This window comes from Polaromonas sp. P2_G11 (genome assembly GCF_056403595.1).
Window position 1 is genome coordinate 421,300 of sequence record NZ_JBFUFE010000002.1, and the last position, 17,718, is coordinate 439,017.

The 17,718-nt window shown below is 61.9% G+C and carries 15 protein-coding genes and 2 tRNA genes; 13 read left to right on the top strand and 4 right to left on the bottom strand.

The window, feature by feature from the left end; all coding sequences use genetic code 11:
• The first annotated feature begins 32 nt into the window (after positions 1 to 32).
• The 3 genes from AC1DWQ_RS08530 (at position 33) to rimO (ending at position 2,462) form a co-directional block, all read left to right on the top strand.
• A tRNA-Val gene (locus AC1DWQ_RS08530) sits at positions 33 to 109 on the top strand.
• Positions 110 to 382: 273 nt separating this feature from the next.
• On the top strand, positions 383 to 874 hold the full coding sequence (gene phaR, locus AC1DWQ_RS08535; RefSeq protein ID WP_477649198.1) for a polyhydroxyalkanoate synthesis repressor PhaR: 492 nt from the start codon (positions 383 to 385) through the stop codon (positions 872 to 874).
• A 178-nt stretch (positions 875 to 1,052) separates the two neighbouring features.
• Entirely contained in the window at positions 1,053 to 2,462 is a 1,410-nt protein-coding gene (gene rimO / locus AC1DWQ_RS08540; RefSeq protein ID WP_477669244.1) for a 30S ribosomal protein S12 methylthiotransferase RimO, read from the top strand.
• 131 nt (positions 2,463 to 2,593) lie between these two features.
• Here rimO and AC1DWQ_RS08545 read toward each other — a convergent pair.
• Positions 2,594 to 2,678 (bottom strand) — tRNA-Leu (locus tag AC1DWQ_RS08545).
• A 167-nt stretch (positions 2,679 to 2,845) separates the two neighbouring features.
• On the opposite strand from AC1DWQ_RS08545, the gene rnr reads away from it, so the two are divergent.
• Positions 2,846 to 5,167 carry a ribonuclease R gene (gene rnr, locus AC1DWQ_RS08550; RefSeq protein WP_477669245.1) on the top strand — a complete coding sequence of 774 codons (2,322 nt, stop codon included), beginning with the start codon at positions 2,846 to 2,848 and terminating at the stop codon, positions 5,165 to 5,167.
• A gap of 75 nt (positions 5,168 to 5,242) precedes the next feature.
• Positions 5,243 to 5,812, top strand: coding sequence for a YggT family protein (locus AC1DWQ_RS08555; protein ID WP_477669246.1), 570 nt, complete (start codon positions 5,243 to 5,245; stop codon positions 5,810 to 5,812).
• Between the two features lie 20 nt (positions 5,813 to 5,832).
• On the opposite strand, the gene AC1DWQ_RS08560 is transcribed toward AC1DWQ_RS08555, so the two are convergent.
• From AC1DWQ_RS08560 to AC1DWQ_RS08570, 3 genes are all read right to left on the bottom strand, one after another.
• Positions 5,833 to 7,362 carry an NAD(P)H-hydrate dehydratase gene (locus tag AC1DWQ_RS08560; RefSeq protein WP_477669247.1) on the bottom strand — a complete coding sequence of 510 codons (1,530 nt, stop codon included), beginning with the start codon at positions 7,360 to 7,362 and terminating at the stop codon, positions 5,833 to 5,835.
• 71 nt (positions 7,363 to 7,433) lie between these two features.
• Positions 7,434 to 8,693 carry a D-amino acid dehydrogenase gene (locus AC1DWQ_RS08565; RefSeq protein WP_477669248.1) on the bottom strand — a complete coding sequence of 420 codons (1,260 nt, stop codon included), beginning with the start codon at positions 8,691 to 8,693 and terminating at the stop codon, positions 7,434 to 7,436.
• A gap of 121 nt (positions 8,694 to 8,814) precedes the next feature.
• Positions 8,815 to 10,161 carry an amidase gene (locus tag AC1DWQ_RS08570; protein WP_477669249.1) on the bottom strand — a complete coding sequence of 449 codons (1,347 nt, stop codon included), beginning with the start codon at positions 10,159 to 10,161 and terminating at the stop codon, positions 8,815 to 8,817.
• A gap of 162 nt (positions 10,162 to 10,323) precedes the next feature.
• Here AC1DWQ_RS08570 and rpsB point away from each other — a divergent pair, with 162 nt between their 5' ends.
• The 8 genes from rpsB (at position 10,324) to rseP (ending at position 17,706) form a co-directional block, all read left to right on the top strand.
• A complete protein-coding gene (rpsB, locus tag AC1DWQ_RS08575) occupies positions 10,324 to 11,076 on the top strand; it encodes a 30S ribosomal protein S2 (protein ID WP_457280556.1) in 753 nt (250 codons plus the stop codon).
• A 127-nt stretch (positions 11,077 to 11,203) separates the two neighbouring features.
• Positions 11,204 to 12,118 carry a translation elongation factor Ts gene (tsf, locus tag AC1DWQ_RS08580; RefSeq protein WP_457280557.1) on the top strand — a complete coding sequence of 305 codons (915 nt, stop codon included), beginning with the start codon at positions 11,204 to 11,206 and terminating at the stop codon, positions 12,116 to 12,118.
• Positions 12,119 to 12,179: 61 nt separating this feature from the next.
• Entirely contained in the window at positions 12,180 to 12,890 is a 711-nt protein-coding gene (gene pyrH, locus AC1DWQ_RS08585) for a UMP kinase (RefSeq protein ID WP_036838012.1), read from the top strand.
• 52 nt (positions 12,891 to 12,942) lie between these two features.
• Positions 12,943 to 13,503, top strand: coding sequence for a ribosome recycling factor (gene frr, locus AC1DWQ_RS08590; RefSeq protein WP_457280558.1), 561 nt, complete (start codon positions 12,943 to 12,945; stop codon positions 13,501 to 13,503).
• A 26-nt stretch (positions 13,504 to 13,529) separates the two neighbouring features.
• Entirely contained in the window at positions 13,530 to 14,270 is a 741-nt protein-coding gene (gene uppS, locus AC1DWQ_RS08595) for a polyprenyl diphosphate synthase (RefSeq protein WP_477669250.1), read from the top strand.
• Complete coding sequence (locus AC1DWQ_RS08600; RefSeq protein ID WP_477669251.1) at positions 14,270 to 15,130, top strand: phosphatidate cytidylyltransferase; 861 nt, start codon at positions 14,270 to 14,272, stop codon at positions 15,128 to 15,130. The genes uppS and AC1DWQ_RS08600 overlap by 1 nt, the downstream gene beginning before the upstream one ends.
• 13 nt (positions 15,131 to 15,143) lie before the next feature.
• On the top strand, positions 15,144 to 16,331 hold the full coding sequence (ispC, locus tag AC1DWQ_RS08605) for a 1-deoxy-D-xylulose-5-phosphate reductoisomerase (protein WP_477669252.1): 1,188 nt from the start codon (positions 15,144 to 15,146) through the stop codon (positions 16,329 to 16,331).
• A 1-nt stretch (position 16,332) separates the two neighbouring features.
• A complete protein-coding gene (gene rseP / locus AC1DWQ_RS08610; RefSeq protein WP_477669253.1) occupies positions 16,333 to 17,706 on the top strand; it encodes an RIP metalloprotease RseP in 1,374 nt (457 codons plus the stop codon).
• The last annotated feature ends 12 nt before the right edge of the window (positions 17,707 to 17,718 follow it).

The window sequence follows — 17,718 nt, forward strand, 5'->3', positions numbered from 1 at the left end:
CTTTGCTACAATACGAGCTTCGAACAGTCCTTAGGCGCGTAGCTCAGCTGGTTAGAGCACCACCTTGACATGGTGGGGGTCGTTGGTTCGAGTCCAATCGCGCCTACCAATTCCCTCGACGGTTCCTGATCCAGGTTCTGCATTCTTTGTAATGCGGACTGGCACACAGGGTAAACCAAGGGGATTGAGTACATCAGAATTCCTAGAATGTATTGAGTCCCGGCGTTTCGACGCCGGTCGTCATTCAGAGGAGAAATCAGTGCCAAAAAGCAAATCCACCAGCCCGTCATCCGGCACGCCGCCTTTACAGGGCGACGCCTCTGCCGACGGCACTCCCGGTGCCAAAAGCGGCCGGGCTGCCGGCAAGGCTGCGGCTTCACGAGTGATCAAGAAGTACCCGAATCGCCGGCTGTACGACACCGAGACATCGGCCTATATCACGCTCACGGAAGTCCGCCAGCTGGTGATGGACAGCGCTGATTTTGTGGTGCGCGATGCCAAGACCAATGAAGACCTGACGCGCAGCATCCTGCTGCAGATCATTCTCGAAGAAGAAACCGGCGGTGCGCCGATGTTTACCGAAGCCGTGCTGGCCAACATCATCCGTTTTTACGGGAATGCGATGCAAAGCTTCATGGGCGCCTACCTCGAGAAGAACGTGCAGAGCTTCATGGACCTGCAGGTCAAGATGGCCGAGCAGTCCAAGGGGTTGAGCCCCGAAATGTGGGCCCAGTTCATGAATGCGCAATCACCCATGATGCAGGGCATGATGGGCACTTATGTGGAGCAATCCAAGAACGTTTTCACGCAGATGCAGGAGCAAATGCAAAAACAGAGCGAGCAGATGCTTCAAGCCTTTGGCCTGAAGCGCTAGGAGCCGCATAAACCCAATTTCCGGGCACATGGCTGCGTTGCGCGGTGCTCGGAATCCTCATGCACCCAAGTGCATTCCGGTTCCTGCGCTCCGGGCGCCTTGCCCTGTATCCCGGCAATTGAATTTCTGGCGGCCCCTAGAAGCCCATAGAAATCAGGGACCTGAGACAATACACCCCATGAGCGAAGTTATTTCCCCCCCTGTTTCCGTGAACACCAAGCCCGCGCCGCGCGTTGGCTTTGTCAGCCTGGGCTGCCCCAAGGCGCTGACCGATTCCGAATTGATCCTCACGCAATTGAGCGCCGAGGGCTACCAGACCTCCAAGACCTTTGAAGGTGCGGATCTCGTCATCGTCAACACCTGCGGCTTCATCGACGACGCGGTCAAGGAAAGCCTGGACACCATTGGCGAGGCGCTGGCCGAAAACGGCAAGGTCATCGTTACTGGCTGCCTGGGCGCCAAGGCGGGCGAGGGCGGTGGCAACCTGGTGCGCCAGATGCACCCGAGTGTGCTGGCGGTGACGGGCCCGCACGCCACGCAAGAGGTGATGGACGCGGTGCACCTGAACCTGCCCAAGCCGCATGATCCTTTCGTGGACCTGGTGCCGAATGCCTTTGGCATTGCCGGCATCAAGCTGACGCCCAAACATTACGCCTACCTGAAGATCAGCGAAGGCTGCAATCACCGCTGCACCTTCTGCATCATCCCGTCCATGCGCGGCGACCTGGTGTCACGGCCTATCGGCGACGTGCTCAACGAAGCGCGCGCCCTGTTTGAAGGCGGCGTGAAGGAATTGCTGGTGATCAGCCAGGACACCTCGGCCTATGGCGTCGATGTGAAATACCGCACCGGCTTCTGGGATGGCAAGCCCATCAAGACGCGTATGCTGGAACTGGTGCAGGCACTGGGTGAAATCGCCGAGCCGTATGGTGCCTGGGTGCGCTTGCATTACGTTTATCCGTACCCAAGTGTGGACGAAGTACTGCCGCTGATGGCCACCGGCAAGGTTCTGCCCTACCTGGATGTACCGTTGCAGCACAGCCATCCGGATGTGCTCAAACGCATGAAGCGGCCGGCCAGCGGCGAGAAGAACCTTGAACGCATTGCGCGCTGGCGCGAAATCTGCCCCGAAATTGTGATTCGCAGCACCTTCATCGCCGGTTTTCCCGGCGAGACGGAAGCAGAGTTCGACCATCTGCTGGACTTCATGCGAGAGGCCAAAATCGACCGCGCAGGCTGCTTTGCCTACAGCGCAGTAGAAGGTGCGACGGCCAACGATATTCCGGGCATGCTGCCGCTGGCGTTGCGTGAAGAGCGGCGCGCCCGCTTCATGGCCGTGGCCGAAGCGGTGTCCAGCCAGAAACTGCAGCAGCGCGTAGGTGCAACCATGCAGGTGCTGGTGGATTCGGCGCCGGCGCTAGGCCGAAAGGGTGGCACCGGGCGCTCTTATGCCGATGCGCCGGAGATCGACGGCGTCGTCAAGCTGCTGCCGCCGGAGAAAATCAGCAAGACGCTGAAAGTCGGCGAGTTCACCCGGGCCCGCATCGTCGGAACCCAGGGCCATGACCTGGTTGCTGTACCTGTTTGATTAAGGCCGCTAGTGAAAAGGCGGACTTGAAGATCTGCCCGGCCACAAAAAAAGCCACTGGGTCACAGTGGCTTTAATCTTGCTTTATTCCAGAACCTGTTTAAGAGTCTGGAGAAGCTGTTTGGTGTATCTGGTGCCCGGGAGAGAACTCGAATCTCCACATCTTGCGATACACGGACCTGAACCGTGCGCGTCTACCAATTCCGCCACCCGGGCACAGCTAGCAGTGTACCATTACTTCAATGCTTTCTCAGGGCCAAGCCCCCAAATTTTCCTGAAATATTTCGGCTGCATACTCAAAACCAGCAGCCCTCAACAAAAAGAGATTTTTTATCAAAACAACTCATTCAAATACCGGCGCATCGTCCGCCCGTTCCTCTGGTTTGCTCGCTGAATTCGAGGGCACCGTTTCCGGCCACCGTGATGGCCATGGTTTTGTATTGCGCGATGACGGCGAAGCGGATATTTACCTGCCGCCCAACGAAATGCGAGCAGTGCTGCACAAGGATCGCGTCAAGGCACGCATTGTGCGGCACGACCGCAAAAACCGGCCCGAAGGCCGCGTCACGGAAATCCTTGAGCGATCCTCGAACCCCATCATCGGCCGCCTGCTGCAGGAAAGCGGTGTCTGGCTGGTCGCGCCCGAAGACAAACGCTACGGCCAGGATGTCCTGATCCCCAAGGGCGCTACCGGCACGGCCAAGGCCGGCCAGGTGGTGGTGGTGCAACTCACCGAGCCGCCGGCGCTTTTCGGCCAGCCTGTGGGTCGCGTCAAGGAAGTGTTGGGCGAGATCGACGACCCCGGCATGGAAATTGAAATTGCGGTGCGCAAGTACGGCGTGCCGCATGAGTTCAGCGACGAGGCGCTGGCCCTGGCCCGTACCTTGCCGGACGCCGTGCGGCCTGCCGACAAAAAGCACCGCATTGACCTGACGGACGTGCCGCTGGTCACCATCGACGGCGAAGACGCCCGCGATTTTGACGACGCCGTTTATTGCGAGCCTGCCAAAGTAGGCCGCGGCAAGGGCTGGCGCCTGCTGGTGGCGATTGCCGATGTGAGCCACTATGTGGAAACCGGCAGCGCCATCGACATTGACGCCTACGACCGCGCTACCAGCGTGTATTTTCCGCGCCGCGTGATTCCCATGTTGCCGGAAAAATTGTCGAATGGCCTTTGCTCGCTCAACCCGAATGTCGAGCGCCTGTGCATGGTCTGCGACATGCTGGTCAATGCCAAGGGCGAGGTTCACGCCTACCAGTTTTACCCGGCGGTGATGTTCAGCCAGGCGCGCTTTACCTATACCGAAGTGGCCGCCATCCTGGCCAACACGCGCGGCCCTGAAGCCGCGCAGCGCAAGGCGCTGGTGCCGCACCTGCTCGACTTGCACGACGTGTACCAGGCGCTGCTCAAGGAGCGCGGCGAACGCGGCGCGGTGGATTTTGAAACCACCGAGACCCAGATTGTTTGCGACGAAGCGGGCCGGATTGAAAAAATCGTGCCCCGCACCCGCAATGTGGCGCACAGGCTGATTGAAGAAGCCATGCTGGCGGCCAACGTCTGCTCGGCGGACTTCATCTCGCAAAGCAAGCACGTGGGCCTGTACCGCGTGCACGAAGGCCCGACGCCCGAGAAGAAGGAGATGCTGCGCAACTACCTGAAGGCGGCCGGCATCGGCATGACCATCACCGATGACCCGGCGCCCGGCGAATTCCAGAAGATCGCGCTGGCCACCAAGGACCGCCCGGACGCACAGCAAATCCACTCGATGCTGCTGCGTTCCATGCAGCAGGCGATCTATACGCCGATGAACAGCGGCCACTTCGGCCTGGCCTACGAGGCTTACACGCACTTCACCAGCCCGATCCGGCGCTACCCCGACTTGCTGGTGCATCGCGTCATCAAGGCGGTGCTGAACAAGGCCAAGTACCAGTTGCCGACCCTGCCCACGCCGGGTGAGGCCGAGGCCAAGCTGTCCAAACGGCTGGCTTCACGTGTCAAGGAGCCGACGCAAAAACCTAAAAAAGCCAGCGCCGACGAACTCGCCTGGCAGGCCGCCGGCCTGCACTGCAGCGCCAACGAACGCCGCGCCGACGAGGCCAGCCGCGACGTGGAAGCCTGGCTCAAGTGCAAATACATGCGCGAACATCTTGGTGAGGAATTCGGTGGCGTCGTCACGGCGGCCACGGGCTTTGGCATCTTTGTCACGCTGGACGCGATGTACGTCGAAGGCCTGGTGCACATCACCGAGCTGGGCGGAGAATACTTCCGCTTTGACGAAGCCCGCCAGGAACTGCGCGGCGAGCGCACCGGCATCCGTTATGCCATCGGCACGCGGGTGAGGGTGCAGGTCAGCCGGGTCGACCTGGACGGCCGCAAGATCGACTTTCGCCTGGTGAACGAGGGCCAGGACCTGGTCGGGCGCGCCATGAAAGACAAGACAGGCGGCCATGCGGCGGAATTGCCGGCGCAGGAACGCGGCGCCTCGCGCCACGCGGCGGAGCCCCGAACCGGCAAGGCGGGCAGCAAGAGCACCGGAAAGCGCTCGGAGTCGCGCTCAGGCAGCCGCGGCGGCAGCACAGCCAGCCGCAGCGCCAGCAGCAGCGAAAGGACGCCCAAATCGCCCATTCAGGCTCTCAAGGCGGCTGTCAAGAAAGCGGCAGGCAACCCTCCGGGCCGCAAGCAGGGCAAGAAGCCGCGCCGTTAGGCGCCGGGACACCATGAAATTTCCGCACAACATTTTTTCTTTATCTGCGCGCCGTACGCATAAGGCACTCTGCCCATGCTGATGCGCGTATTGGCCTTCCTGCTTGAAACGCTGTTCTTCCTGTTGATTGCAGCGGCCTTGCTGCGGGCCTGGATGAACTGGGTCCGGGTCAACATGACGGCCCAGCCCGGCCATTTTGTGATGGCCGTGACCGACTGGCTGGTCAAGCCCTTGCGCCGCGTGCTGCCCAGGCCAGTGATGCAGTCCCGGGTGGACTGGGCCAGCGTATTGGCGGCCGTGTTGCTGGCGCTGGCCTATGCGTTGCTGTGGGGCCTGTTGTTTGGCCTGCTGACGGGGGGCACCCTGTGGACTGCTGAGGCTGCGCCTGTTGCCTTGCTGACGCTGCTGTCCTTTGCGCTGAAGATGCTGATCCGCGTGGCGCTGCAAACCCTGTTCATCCTGGTGCTCGGTTTTGCCATCCTGTCGTGGGTGCAGCCTGGCTCACCCGCGTATGGTTTGCTGGGGCGCCTGACCGAGCCCCTGCTGGCACCCCTGCGCCGCGTGATCCCCACGGTGGGCGGCGTGGATTTGTCCGCGCTGGTGCTCATCGTCCTGATCCAAATCGCCCTGATGATCCTGGTGTAAGGCCCTCGTCGGCGCGTCTGTCAGTTGCTGCCGCCTTGTGCATGGGCCAGTTCCGAGGCTGTCAGGGCCGGGGCCGTCCATTCGTCGGCCAGACGGCCATGTGCCCATACGGCGCTGCAGGCCGCGTCGAAGGCATCCAGCCCGGCCGCCATCCGTGCGCCCACCATGCCCGCCAGCACGTCGCCGGTGCCGGCCGTGGCCAGCAGGGCGTTGCCGGTGCTGTTGATGGCGCTGCTGTGGCCCGGCGCCGCGATCACCGTTCCCGAACCCTTGAGCACCACCACACACTGAAACTGTTCGGCAAGCTGCCGGGCCGATGCCAGCCGGTCGGATTGAACCGCGGCCGCTGTGGTGGCGGCCAGCCGGGCAGCTTCCAGTGGGTGTGGCGTCAGCACCGTGCGGTAGCCGCGGCCGTGACGTGCAATGAGCTGCGCCTGGAACTGCGTGTCCCCTGCAATGGCATTGAGTGCATCGGCATCCAGCACCAGCCGCCTGGCAGTCGACAGCACCCTGGCCAGCACGGCCTTGACGGCCTCGCCGCCGCCGCAGCCGCACACCACCACCTGCTGCGCGAAGTCCAGCGCCTCGGGCGTGCGGAACATCAGTTCGGGTTGTTGCGGATCGACCGCGATGGCCGGGCTGCCGAGCAACGCCACAAATACCCGGCCGGCACCGGCATGCAGGGCGGCACGCGCCGCCAGCAGCGCGGCGCCCGCCATGTGGCTGTGGGCGGTGGACTCTCCCCCGAGCACGGCCACGTCGCCAAAGCTGCCTTTGTGGCTGGCATGCGCGTTGCCTGAACGGGGCGGCTGGCCGGCATGGTCGGCGCCCAGCAACCAGGCGTCGGTCTGGCTTGGGGTTGCCTCCTGCGTTTCGCGGACGCCGAGATCGTCAAACCAGACCTGGCCCGCCCAATCCCGGCCGCCGGCGGTGAACAGCCCCGGCTTCAAGGTTAAAAGGCTTAAGGTAAAAATGGCTGTAGCGTCCGGTGAATGGGCGCAAGCAGCTATCAAATGTGTAGCAGATCCGGTGTCCGCATCCAGGCCGGTCGGTATGTCTACCGCCAGCCGCGGCGCACTGCCGGCTTGCATTCGCGCCAGCCACTCCAGCATCAAGGCCGTGCCTGGGCGGTCGGGGGCCAGCGCGCCGCCTATGCCCAACAGGGCATCGATGCAGAAATCAAAATCATCGGGCGGTTGCGCCGCCATGGGCACGCCCGCGGCGATGGCGCGCTCGCGCGAGGCATGGGCGTCGGGCGGCAGGCTGGTTTTTCCGGCCGGCAAACCGGTCCAGGTTACGGTGACATTTTTGCCCCATTGGTGCAGATGCATGGCGGCCTCAAAACCGTCGCCGCCGTTGTTGCCGGGCCCACAGGCGATCCAGATGCGCTGCGCATGCGGCGCCAGGGCCAGCGCCAGGCGTGCCACCGAGAGGCCGGCCCGCTGCATCAGCGTGTGGGGCGCAAGCCCGGCGGCGGCACGCCGTTCAAGTTCGCGCGTCGCCGCCACGCTGTGAAGCGGCTCGCTGCGGGCGCTGGAAATTTTTCGCATGGCCTGATTGTGCGTCCCCGCAAAGCAAAAAGCCCGGCAGGCCGGGCTTTGGGCATAAACGCGGGGTGGTTTCAGCCCAGGCGGGCCACGCCCAGGCCTTCCATGTCGATGTCGGCGGTTTTGCCGGCCATCAGGTCGGCCAGCACCCGCGCGCTGCCGCAGCTGAGAGCCCAGCCGCTGGAGCCATGCCCCAGGTTGAGCCAGAGGCCGGGAATGCCGCTGTCGCCGATGATGGGCGGCCCATCGGGCAGCATGGGACGGGCGCCTTTCCATTCCTGCACGCTGGCGCCGGTATTGGAGAGCTGAGCCGCACCCGGGAACCAGTCGTGCAGCACCTTGTACAGCGTCTGGATGGACGATGCCCGTTTGCTTTCAAGCGTGCCGCCGATTTCGGCGCTGCCTGCCACACGCACGCGGTTGCCCAGGCGGGAAATTGCGACCTTGTAGCGCTCGTCCATCAGTGCGCTGCGCGGTGCGTTCAGCGGTTCGCGGATCGGCGCGCTGATGGAGTATCCGTAAACCGCTGCCATGGGAATCTTCAGGCCCAGCGGCCTCAGGAGCTCCGCGGAGGCCAGGCCGGCGCACATGACCACCCGGTCGTAGCTGCGGGGGCTGGCCTCGCCTGCTATCAAAATACTAGCGGGTTGCGCAAGTTCCAATTGGGCTACAGCCGTATTGAACTCAAAATTCACGCCGATGCGCTGGGCTTCGTTCTTCAGCAGCAGGGCAAACTGGCGGCAATTGGCCACCTCGTCGTTCGGCAGGTGCACGGCGCCCAGGAAGTCGGTGTCAGGGCTCAGTGCCGGCTCGATCTTGCGCACCTCGTCGGGTCCGATTTCCCTGAACACCACGCCGGCGTCGCGCAGCACGGCCAGGCCCGGCTGCACCAGCTTGCTGTCTTTTTCAGAGCGCAGCAGCACCATGTAGCCGGGGCTGCCGTCGTACTCAAGCTCCAGTTCGGCGGTCAGGTAGTGCAGCCTTTCGCGGCTGTAGAAAGCCAGGCGCTGCATACGTGCGCGGTTGGCCAGGTAGGTTTCGAGCTTGCAGGCGCGGAACCACTTCCACATCCAGGCCAGGTCGCGGCCCGACAGGGGCAGGCCGAGCTTGACCGGCGCGTGGCGGTTGAACAGGTGGCTGATGACCTTGCCCGGCATGCCCGGCGCGGCCCAGGGCGTGACATACCCGGGCGCCACCAGGCCGGCGTTGGCAAAGCTGGTCTCCTCGGCCGCCGCACCGCGGCGTTCAAAGACGGTGACCTCGTGGCCGTCCAGGGCCAGCTCGTAAGCGGTGGTGATGCCGATGATGCCGGCACCAATGACGGCAACCCTCATGCGAGGCTCCCGCGGTCATGTGGGGCAGGCACGGGGCGCGGGGCTGGGGAGATGTTTTTGTACATTTTTATAAGAAAAAGGCTTTTAAGCCAATGGGAATGAGCGCGAGAAGCTATCGTTTTTATAGCGAATTCGACAGGGCGGTCTCCACCTGCAGGGCCAGGTCCAGCACCGCGTCGTCATGCAACGCCGCATGCCAGAGCATCAGGCCCACGGGCAATTGGCCGGGCGTGTGGCAGGGCAGGGAAATGGCGCAACCATCGAGCATGTTCACCACGGAGGTATTGCGCAGCAGCAGGCCGTTGACGCGGAAAAATTCGGCATCGTCATCCAGCAAACCGGCGATCGGCGGCGCGACGATGGGGACGGTGGGCGAGAGCACGGCGTCAAAGCCTTGCAGGCGTGTTTCCATGCGGCCCATCCAGGCCTTGCGGGCGGCCAGCAGGTCGATGTAGTCGGCCGCACTCATGCCGGCGCCGCGCAGGATGCGCAAGGCCACGCGCGGGTCGTATTCGGCCTGGTGTCTGGCGATCAGCGTGCGGTGCCAGGCGTAGCTTTCCGCCGCCGAGAGGCCGCCGGTGGCATTGATGGCGGCCAGCTCGCCGATCTCCTCCAGGCCGATTTCCTCGATGTGCGCACCCGCCTGGCGAAGGATTCGCAGGCTGCGCCCAAACGCTTCGGCGACGGTGTTGTCCAGGAGGTCCTGCATCACGGTGCGGGCGACGGCCAGGCGGCAGGAGGCGAGCGGCTTGCCGGTCAGTTGGACCTTGCGTGCCGCCAGAACCTCATGCACGGTGACCGCGTCGCGCACCGAACGGGTGAGGGCGCAAACGGTGTCCAGGCTGGTGGACAGGGGAAGGGCGCCCTCCGTGGGCACCAGGCGCGCAGTGCTTTTGAAGCCGACGATGCCGCAAAGCGCCGCCGGGATGCGGATCGATCCGCCGGTGTCGGAGCCGAGCCCGACCAGGGCTGCGCCCGTGGTTACCGAGACCGCCGCACCGGAGGACGAACCCCCGGGAATACGTGCCACCTTCGGGTCGGCCGGGTTGACGGGGGTTCCGTAGTGCGGATTGATGCCGACGCCGGAGAAGGCGAACTCGACCATGTTGGTGCGCCCCATGAACGTGGCGCCGGCAACACGCAGACGTGCCACGGCGGGGCAATCTTCTGCGGCAGGCGCGGCGCCTGCCAGCACGGTGGATCCGGCTGCGGTGGTCTGGCCGGCCACGTCGAACAGGTCCTTGACCGACACCGGAATGCCGGTAAGTGGAAGGCCTGCAGCGTCCGCAACGGGGTTTTCCGCCATTCCGGCGTGGTTTTGCGGGCTCCCCGGCATGAAAACGTGGCGGCAGGCGTCACTTTGGGCCGTGGCCAGGGCCTGTTCGATAACCTGCCGGGGAGAGGTCTGGCCGGCCGTCATGGCCTGGCGAGTGGCATGGAGGTCGCCTGAAGGGGGCATCTGGCTCATGGGGCGGGAGGGTGTTATACTCGACAGGCTTTGCAAATGACGATTTTGTTGTTTGCAAGGCAAATCGCAAATCAGCCACTCAAGGTGTTGCCCCGGAAATCTCGAAAGAGGCCAACGGGACGATAAGCGCTGATTTTAGACACAACCTTTTGGAGTATTCCTATGTCGACCACTATGCGCGAAATGCTGGAAGCAGGCGTTCATTTCGGACACCAAACCCGCTTCTGGGACCCCAAGATGGCCCCGTACATCTTCGGCCATCGCAACCGTATTCACATCATCAACCTGGAAAAATCGCTTCCGATGTACCAGGAAGCGATGAAGTTCGCGAAGCAGCTGTCTGCCAACCGCGGCACCATCCTGATGGTAGGCACCAAGCGCCAGGCTCGCGACATCGTCGCCACCGAAGCCAAACGCGCCGGTGTTCCCTATGTTGACCAGCGCTGGCTGGGCGGCATGCTGACCAACTTCAAGACGGTCAAGACTTCCATCAAGCGCCTGAAGGAAATGAAGGCCCAGCAGGAAGCCGGCCTTGATTCCATCAGCAAAAAAGAACAGCTCACCTTCAAGCGCGAAATCGAAAAGCTTGAAAAAGACATCGGCGGCATTCAGGACATGAACGCCCTGCCGGACGCCATTTTCGTGATCGACGTGGGCTTCCACAAAATCGCGATCCTGGAAGCCAAGAAGCTCGGCATTCCACTGATCGGCGTGGTTGACTCCAATCACTCGCCTATCGGCATCGACTACGTGATTCCCGGCAACGACGACTCCTCCAAAGCTGTCGCCCTGTACGCCCGCGGTATCGCCGACGCGATCATCGAAGGCCGCGCCAATGCCGTGAACGACGTCGTCAAGGCGGTTTCGGCTGAGAGCTCGGATGAGTTCGTGGAAGTGGAAAACGCAGCCGCCTGATAGTTTTCGGCTCTGCGCCAGACGCGAAAAAGGGGCTCGCGTAGCCCCTTTTTCACAACCTAACGAAAAGCTGGATGCGAATTGATCGCTTCCAGCGTGTCAAAAACGACAAAACGGAGAATCAAAGATGGCAATTACTGCAAGCATGGTCGCTGAACTGCGCGCCAAGACCGACGCCCCCATGATGGAGTGCAAGAAAGCACTGACCGAAGCTGAAGGCAACTTCGAAAAAGCCGAAGAAATCCTGCGCGTCAAGCTCGGCAGCAAGGCCGGCAAGGCCGCTTCCCGCGTCACCGCCGAAGGCGTTGTAGCTGCGCACCGCGAAGGCGATGTGGGCGCGCTGGTGGAAATCAATTGCGAAACCGACTTCGTGACCAAGAACGACAGCTTCCTGGCCTTCACCAAGGCAGTGGTCGAAGGGATTGTCAAGAACAACCCGGCCGACGTGGAAGCCGTGGGCGCCATGCCTTTATCGCTTGACGGCTTTGGCCCGACGGTCGAAGACGTGCGCAAGGGCCTGATCGGCAAGATCGGCGAAAACATGAGCGTGCGCCGCTTCAAGCGTTTCTCGGGCAGCAAGCTGGCCTCTTACCTGCACGGCACGCGCATCGGTGTGGTCGTGGAGTTTGAAGGCGACGAAGCCGCCGCCAAGGATGTCGCCATGCACGTGGCCGCGATGAAGCCCGTGTCCCTGTCCAGCGCTGAAGTGCCTGCCGAACTGGTCGCCAAGGAGCGCTCGGTGGCTGCAGCCAAAGCCGCTGAAGATGCCGCCAAGGCACAAGCCGAAGGCAAGGCCGTCCAGTCCGCTGAAATTGTTGCAAAGCGTATCGAAGGTGGCGTGCAGAAGTACCTGAAGGAAGTCAGCCTGTACAACCAGACTTTCGTCAAGAACGACAAGCAGACCGTCGAGCAGATGCTCAAGGAAAAAGCGACGACGATCAAGTCTTTCACGCTGTATGTCGTGGGTGAAGGCATTGAGAAAAAGGTGGACGATTTCGCTGCCGAAGTCGCCGCCCAGGTCGCCGCAGCCAAAGCTGCTTGAGCATTTCAGTCCAGCCGGAAGGCCGCTAAACTTCAGACAACCCAACAAAGAAAGCTCTCACATGCCAGCCTACAAGCGAATCTTGTTAAAACTGTCAGGTGAGGCCTTGATGGGGGATGATGCCTTTGGCATCAACCGTGCGACCATCGTGCGCATGGTGGAAGAGATTGCCGAAGTCACCCGTATGGGTGTCGAAGTGGCGGTCGTGATTGGCGGCGGCAATATCTTCCGCGGTGTGGCCGGCGGTTCCGTCGGCATGGACCGCGCCACTGCCGACTACATGGGCATGCTGGCTACTGTGATGAACGCCCTGGCCTTGGGCGACACCATGGACAAGGCCGGGTTGATCGCTCGCGTGATGTCGGCCATCGGCATTGAGCGCGTGGTTGAGCCTTATGTTCGCCCCAAAGCCCTGCAGTACCTCGAAGAGGGCAAGGTCGTCATCTTCGCGGCCGGCACCGGCAACCCGTTCTTCACCACCGACACGGCAGCCGCATTGCGCGGCGCGGAGATCGGCGCCGAGATCGTGCTGAAGGCCACCAAGGTCGACGGTGTGTACACTGCGGACCCCAAGAAAGACCCGAAAGCCACGCGCTACACCAACATCACCTTCGATGAAGCCATGGGTAAAAACCTGGAGGTCATGGACGCCACCGCTTTTGCGTTGTGTCGCGACCAGAAACTCCCCATCAAGGTGTTCAGTATTTTCAAGCATGGTGCGCTCAAGCGCGTCGTGCAGGGCGAGGACGAGGGAACCCTGGTTCACGTCTGAGCCTCCTGTCCCAGCTTGTTCTTTTTCGCTATAAAAATCCGGAGATTCGACCATGAGCATTGTTGAAGTCAAGCAGCAGGCAGAGCAAAAGATGCAGCAGTCTATTGACTCGTTCAAAAATGGCCTGACCAAGATCCGCACGGGCCGCGCCAACCCCGGTTTGCTTGATACCGTGCATGTTGACTATTACGGCTCCATGGTGCCGATCAGCCAGGTGGCCAATGTGTCGCTGCTCGACGCCCGCACCATCAGCGTCTCGCCCTGGGAAAAAGGCATGGGCGCCAAGATCGAAAAGGCCATCCGTGATTCAGACCTGGGACTCAATCCGGCCGCGCAGGGTGACCTGATCCGCGTGCCCATGCCGGCCATGACCGAAGAGCGCCGCCGCGAACTCACCAAGGTCGTGCGCGCCGAAGGGGAGCACGCCAAAGTGGCTATTCGCAACCTGCGCCGCGATGCCAATGATGGCGTCAAGAAACTCGTCAAGGACAAGCTCGCTTCTGAAGACGACGAACGCCGTTCGCAGGACGATATCCAGAAGTTCACGGATCGTTTCATTGCCGAAGTCGACAAACTGGTCGCCGGCAAGGAACAAGACATCATGGCGGTTTGACGCCTCGTCGTCTGGCCTGATTCACCATGGCCACCACCCATCCCATAGTCCCGCACCACGTTGCCATCGTTATGGATGGCAATGGCCGGTGGGCGACCAAACGGTTTTTACCCCGCATTGCGGGCCACAAGCAGGGCGTTGATTCGCTCAGCCGCTGCGTTCGCGCATGCCTGGACCGCGGCATCGGCGTCCTCACGGTTTTCGCTTTTTCTTCGGAGAACTGGAACCGGCCGGCAGAAGAGGTGTCCGGGCTGATGGAGTTGCTTGCCTATTCTCTTTCCAAGGAAGTCCCCAGCCTGAATGCCAACGGCGTGCAACTGCGTTTTGTCGGAGACCGCCTGCGGCTTTCCGAGAAAGTCCAGGCAGGGCTGGCGCAAGCTGAGCTCGACACCTCGACCAACCAGCGGCTGGTTTTTAATGTGTGCTTCAACTACGGTGGTCGCTGGGATATTGCCCAGGCTGCCAACAGATTGGCCAGCCGCGGTGAAGCCATTACCGAGCTGTCGCTGGACAGGGAGATGGCGCTGGCGCACGTGCCGGACCCGGATCTGCTGATTCGCACAGGCGGTGAGTTGCGGATCAGTAATTTTTTGCTGTGGCAGGCAGCTTATTCAGAGCTGCATTTCTCCGACAAGTTGTGGCCTGAATTTGACGAGGCGGCGCTGGACGAGGCGATAGCCGTCTTTCGGACTCGCGAACGACGCTTCGGCAAGACCTCCGCCCAGGTCAGTGGCCGCAGTACCAATGAAAATACAAAGGCTGCCTGATGCTTAAACAGCGCGTGATCACAGCGATTGTCCTTCTGGCTATTTTGCTGCCAGCCCTTTTCTACAAGACGCCAGAGCCCTTTTGTGCCGTCGCGCTGCTGCTGATTGCTGCGGGTGCCTGGGAGTGGGGCCGGCTGAACGCACTCGGGCAGGGGGTCTCACTGGGGCTCGCCGCCGTTTGTGTCGGGCTGTGCGCGCTGGCATGGTACGTTGGCCTGCTCGCAAAGCCCCTGCCGCTTCTTTGGGCTGCTGCAGGTGCCGCTTGGGTGCTTGCCGGTGGCTGGTTGTTGCGCAATGGTGTGGCGGGCTGGCCGCGTGTACCCAAAGTAATTCGCCTTCCGGGGGGGCTGGCTGCGTTGTTGGTTGCATGGCTGGCTGTGGCCCAGGCTCGTGTGGCGGGCATTGACTTTTTGCTGTCCGTTCTGCTGCTGGTCTGGGTGGCCGATATCTTTGCCTATTTTGCAGGCCGTGCCCTGGGAGGCCGGTTCAGCAAGGGCAAGCTGGCTCCTTCGATCAGTCCTGGTAAAAGCTGGGAGGGCGTGTGGGGCGGCATGGCCGGTGTGGTGGCGCTGTCGCTGGCCTGGGTCTGGCTGGGCCGTGCGGGCATTGGCGGTGGCTTCTGGGCTGACGCCACGCTTTACAGCCGGCTGGCTGATCATCACGGCATGGCCGTCATGCTGCTGGCGGTTATTTTCCTGGCCGCCATGAGTGTGGTTGGCGATCTGGTCGAGTCTCTTATCAAGCGCAGTGCCGGGGTTAAAGACTCCAGCGGCCTGTTGCCGGGCCACGGCGGCGTGCTCGACCGGGTCGACGCGCTATTGCCCACGCTGCCCCTGGCGATGATGCTGGTTACCCTTTAGGCTTTGCTCCCGTATGTCCTTTGAAAAGCAGCGTGTGACCGTTTTGGGCTCCACGGGGTCCATTGGTGTCAACACGCTTGATGTCATCGCCCGCCATCCTGAGCGCTTTGAGGTGTTTGCCCTCAGCGCGGCAACCCAAACGGACTTGATGCTGGCGCAGTGCGCCCAGTTCAAACCCCAATACGCGGTTATGGCCAGTGAGCCGCATGCCCGTTTGCTGGCCGAGAAGATCAAGACAAATCAGCTACCGGTGCAGGTTCTATGGGCGCAAGATGCTCTCGAAATGATAGCGTCGCACGAGTTGGTGGATACCGTGATGGCCGCTATTGTGGGCGCTGCCGGGTTGGGTCCGTGCATGGCGGCCGCAAAGGTGGGCAAGCGCTTGCTGCTCGCCAACAAGGAGGCCCTCGTCGTCGGCGGCGAAGTGTTTATGCGGGCGGTTCGTGAAGGGGGGGCCCGGTTGCTGCCTATTGACAGTGAGCATTCGGCCATTTTCCAGTCGTTGCCCGAAGACCCGGCGGTGTGGCCCCGGCGCATCGAAAAAATCATGCTGACCTCGTCGGGCGGTCCTTTTCGCGCCCGTGATCCAGCAACTTTGCGCGACGTAACGCCCGAGCAGGCCTGCGCGCACCCTAATTTTTCCATGGGCCGCAAGATTTCGGTGGATTCGGCCACGATGATGAACAAGGCTTTGGAGGTGATCGAGGCCAAGTACCTGTTTGGTGTCGTGCCGGAGCAGATCGAGGTGGTGATCCATCCGCAGCAAATCATCCATTCGATGGTGCAGTTCCATGACGCATCGGTGATGGCCCAGCTGGGTACGCCCGATATGCGGGTGCCGATTGCCTATGGCCTGTCCTGGCCGGAGCGGATCGAAAGCGGCACGGCGCGCCTGGACTTCGCCCGCATGGCCGCCATGACATTCGAGGTCCCGGACTTTCAGCGCTTTCCCTGCCTGCCTTTGGCCTGGGAGAGTTTGCGTGCGCCGCCGGGCACTTGCGTGGTGCTGAACGCAGCCAATGAGGTTGCTGTGGCGGCGTTTTTGGACCGGCGCATCCGCTTCGACCATATTCACCATGTAAACCATGCAACTTTGGAGGCCGCGGCAGTCTCTCAGGTGGACGACATAGAAGGCTTGCTGGCGCTGGATGAGCAGGCCCGCCGCGTTGCCACTCAAATCACCCAAGGTCTGGAGTCCTGAGATGCTGACACTGGTTTCTTTCGTTGTGACTCTCGGTATCCTGATTGCCGTGCACGAATACGGCCATTACCGCGTCGCAGTGGCGTGTGGCATCAAGGTCCTGAAATTTTCCATCGGATTCGGCAAACCTATTTACACCTGGAAGCTCAAAAACAAGTCGACAGAGTTTTCCATCGGCATGCTGCCCCTGGGCGGCTACGTCAAGATGCTGGATGAGCGCGAGGCCCCGGTGGATCTATCCGAGCGTCATCTGGCTTTTAATACCCAGCCGCTGAAATCGCGGGTTGCCGTGGTGGCCGCCGGCCCGGCCGCCAATTTGCTGCTGGCCATAGTGCTGTATGCCGTGGTCAACTGGACTGGCTTGCAGGAGCCCAAAGCCATTTTGGCCAGCCCGGTAGCAGGATCGCTTGCCGAAAAGGCTGGCCTGGGTGGCGGGGAAATGGTTCAGCAGGCGGCTTTTGAAGGCGGCGACCTGGAGGTCGTTCATTCTTTTGAAGACTTGCGCTGGAGGCTCACTCAAGGTGCACTGGATGGTCGCGACCTCACCTTGGTGCTTGGCAGCGATGGCGCAGCGTCAGGGCAGACTGTGCGGTTGCTGCTCAGTACGCTGGGTGCACCCGAAGCAGATGCCGATCTGTTCAGGAAAATTGGCATTCTCGGCCCCTGGACCCGTCCGGTGATTGGCACTGTCATGCCCGGGGGCGCCGCAGAAAAATCCGGCCTGCGTGCCGATGATCTCGTGCTTCGCATTGGCGAGACAGCGATTGTGGATGGGCAACAGCTGCGCGAGGTGATACGTACCTCTGCCCGCTCGACCGGAACGGGTGCTGCCGTTGTCCCGCAGACATGGCAAATCAGCCGTGCTGGCGCATCCCTGGCGCTGCAAGTGACGTCTGAACTCAAGGCAGTGAACGGGGTGATGGTGCCCCGGATTGAGGCCTATGTGGGAGCCCCTCCCGAGTTTGTCACGGTGCGTTACGGCCCTGTCGATGGCTTGTGGCAAGGTGCCGTACGTACCTGGCAGGTTTCGCTGCTCACACTGAAGATGATGGGGAAAATGGTCATAGGCGAGGCGTCGCTTAAAAACCTGAGTGGCCCGCTCACGATTGCGGACTATGCGGGGAAGTCGGCCAGCCTTGGGTGGAGCAGTTATCTGCTATTTTTGGCCCTTATCAGCGTGAGCCTTGGCGTCCTGAATTTACTGCCGCTGCCGGTTCTGGATGGGGGGCACCTGATGTATTATCTTTGGGAGGGGATCACCGGCCGGGGCGTGTCTGACGCCTGGATGGACCGGTTGCAGCGCGGTGGCGTTGCTATCCTGCTGGGCATGATGTGCGTTGCCCTGTTTAACGATGTCACCCGGCTTTTGGGCTAATTCCTTACATTT

Coding starts and splice junctions, on each gene's coding strand:
- pyrH (WP_036838012.1), top strand. CDS start 12,180: ATGCCAGCCTACAAGCGAATCTTGTTAAAACTGTCAGGTGAGGCCTTG.
- AC1DWQ_RS08555 (WP_477669246.1), top strand. CDS start 5,243: ATGCTGATGCGCGTATTGGCCTTCCTGCTTGAAACGCTGTTCTTCCTG.
- rimO (WP_477669244.1), top strand. CDS start 1,053: ATGAGCGAAGTTATTTCCCCCCCTGTTTCCGTGAACACCAAGCCCGCG.
- frr (WP_457280558.1), top strand. CDS start 12,943: ATGAGCATTGTTGAAGTCAAGCAGCAGGCAGAGCAAAAGATGCAGCAG.
- rseP (WP_477669253.1), top strand. CDS start 16,333: ATGCTGACACTGGTTTCTTTCGTTGTGACTCTCGGTATCCTGATTGCC.
- AC1DWQ_RS08600 (WP_477669251.1), top strand. CDS start 14,270: ATGCTTAAACAGCGCGTGATCACAGCGATTGTCCTTCTGGCTATTTTG.
- uppS (WP_477669250.1), top strand. CDS start 13,530: ATGGCCACCACCCATCCCATAGTCCCGCACCACGTTGCCATCGTTATG.
- AC1DWQ_RS08565 (WP_477669248.1), bottom strand. CDS start 8,693: ATGAGGGTTGCCGTCATTGGTGCCGGCATCATCGGCATCACCACCGCT.
- ispC (WP_477669252.1), top strand. CDS start 15,144: ATGTCCTTTGAAAAGCAGCGTGTGACCGTTTTGGGCTCCACGGGGTCC.
- rpsB (WP_457280556.1), top strand. CDS start 10,324: ATGTCGACCACTATGCGCGAAATGCTGGAAGCAGGCGTTCATTTCGGA.
- tsf (WP_457280557.1), top strand. CDS start 11,204: ATGGCAATTACTGCAAGCATGGTCGCTGAACTGCGCGCCAAGACCGAC.
- AC1DWQ_RS08560 (WP_477669247.1), bottom strand. CDS start 7,362: ATGCGAAAAATTTCCAGCGCCCGCAGCGAGCCGCTTCACAGCGTGGCG.
- AC1DWQ_RS08570 (WP_477669249.1), bottom strand. CDS start 10,161: ATGAGCCAGATGCCCCCTTCAGGCGACCTCCATGCCACTCGCCAGGCC.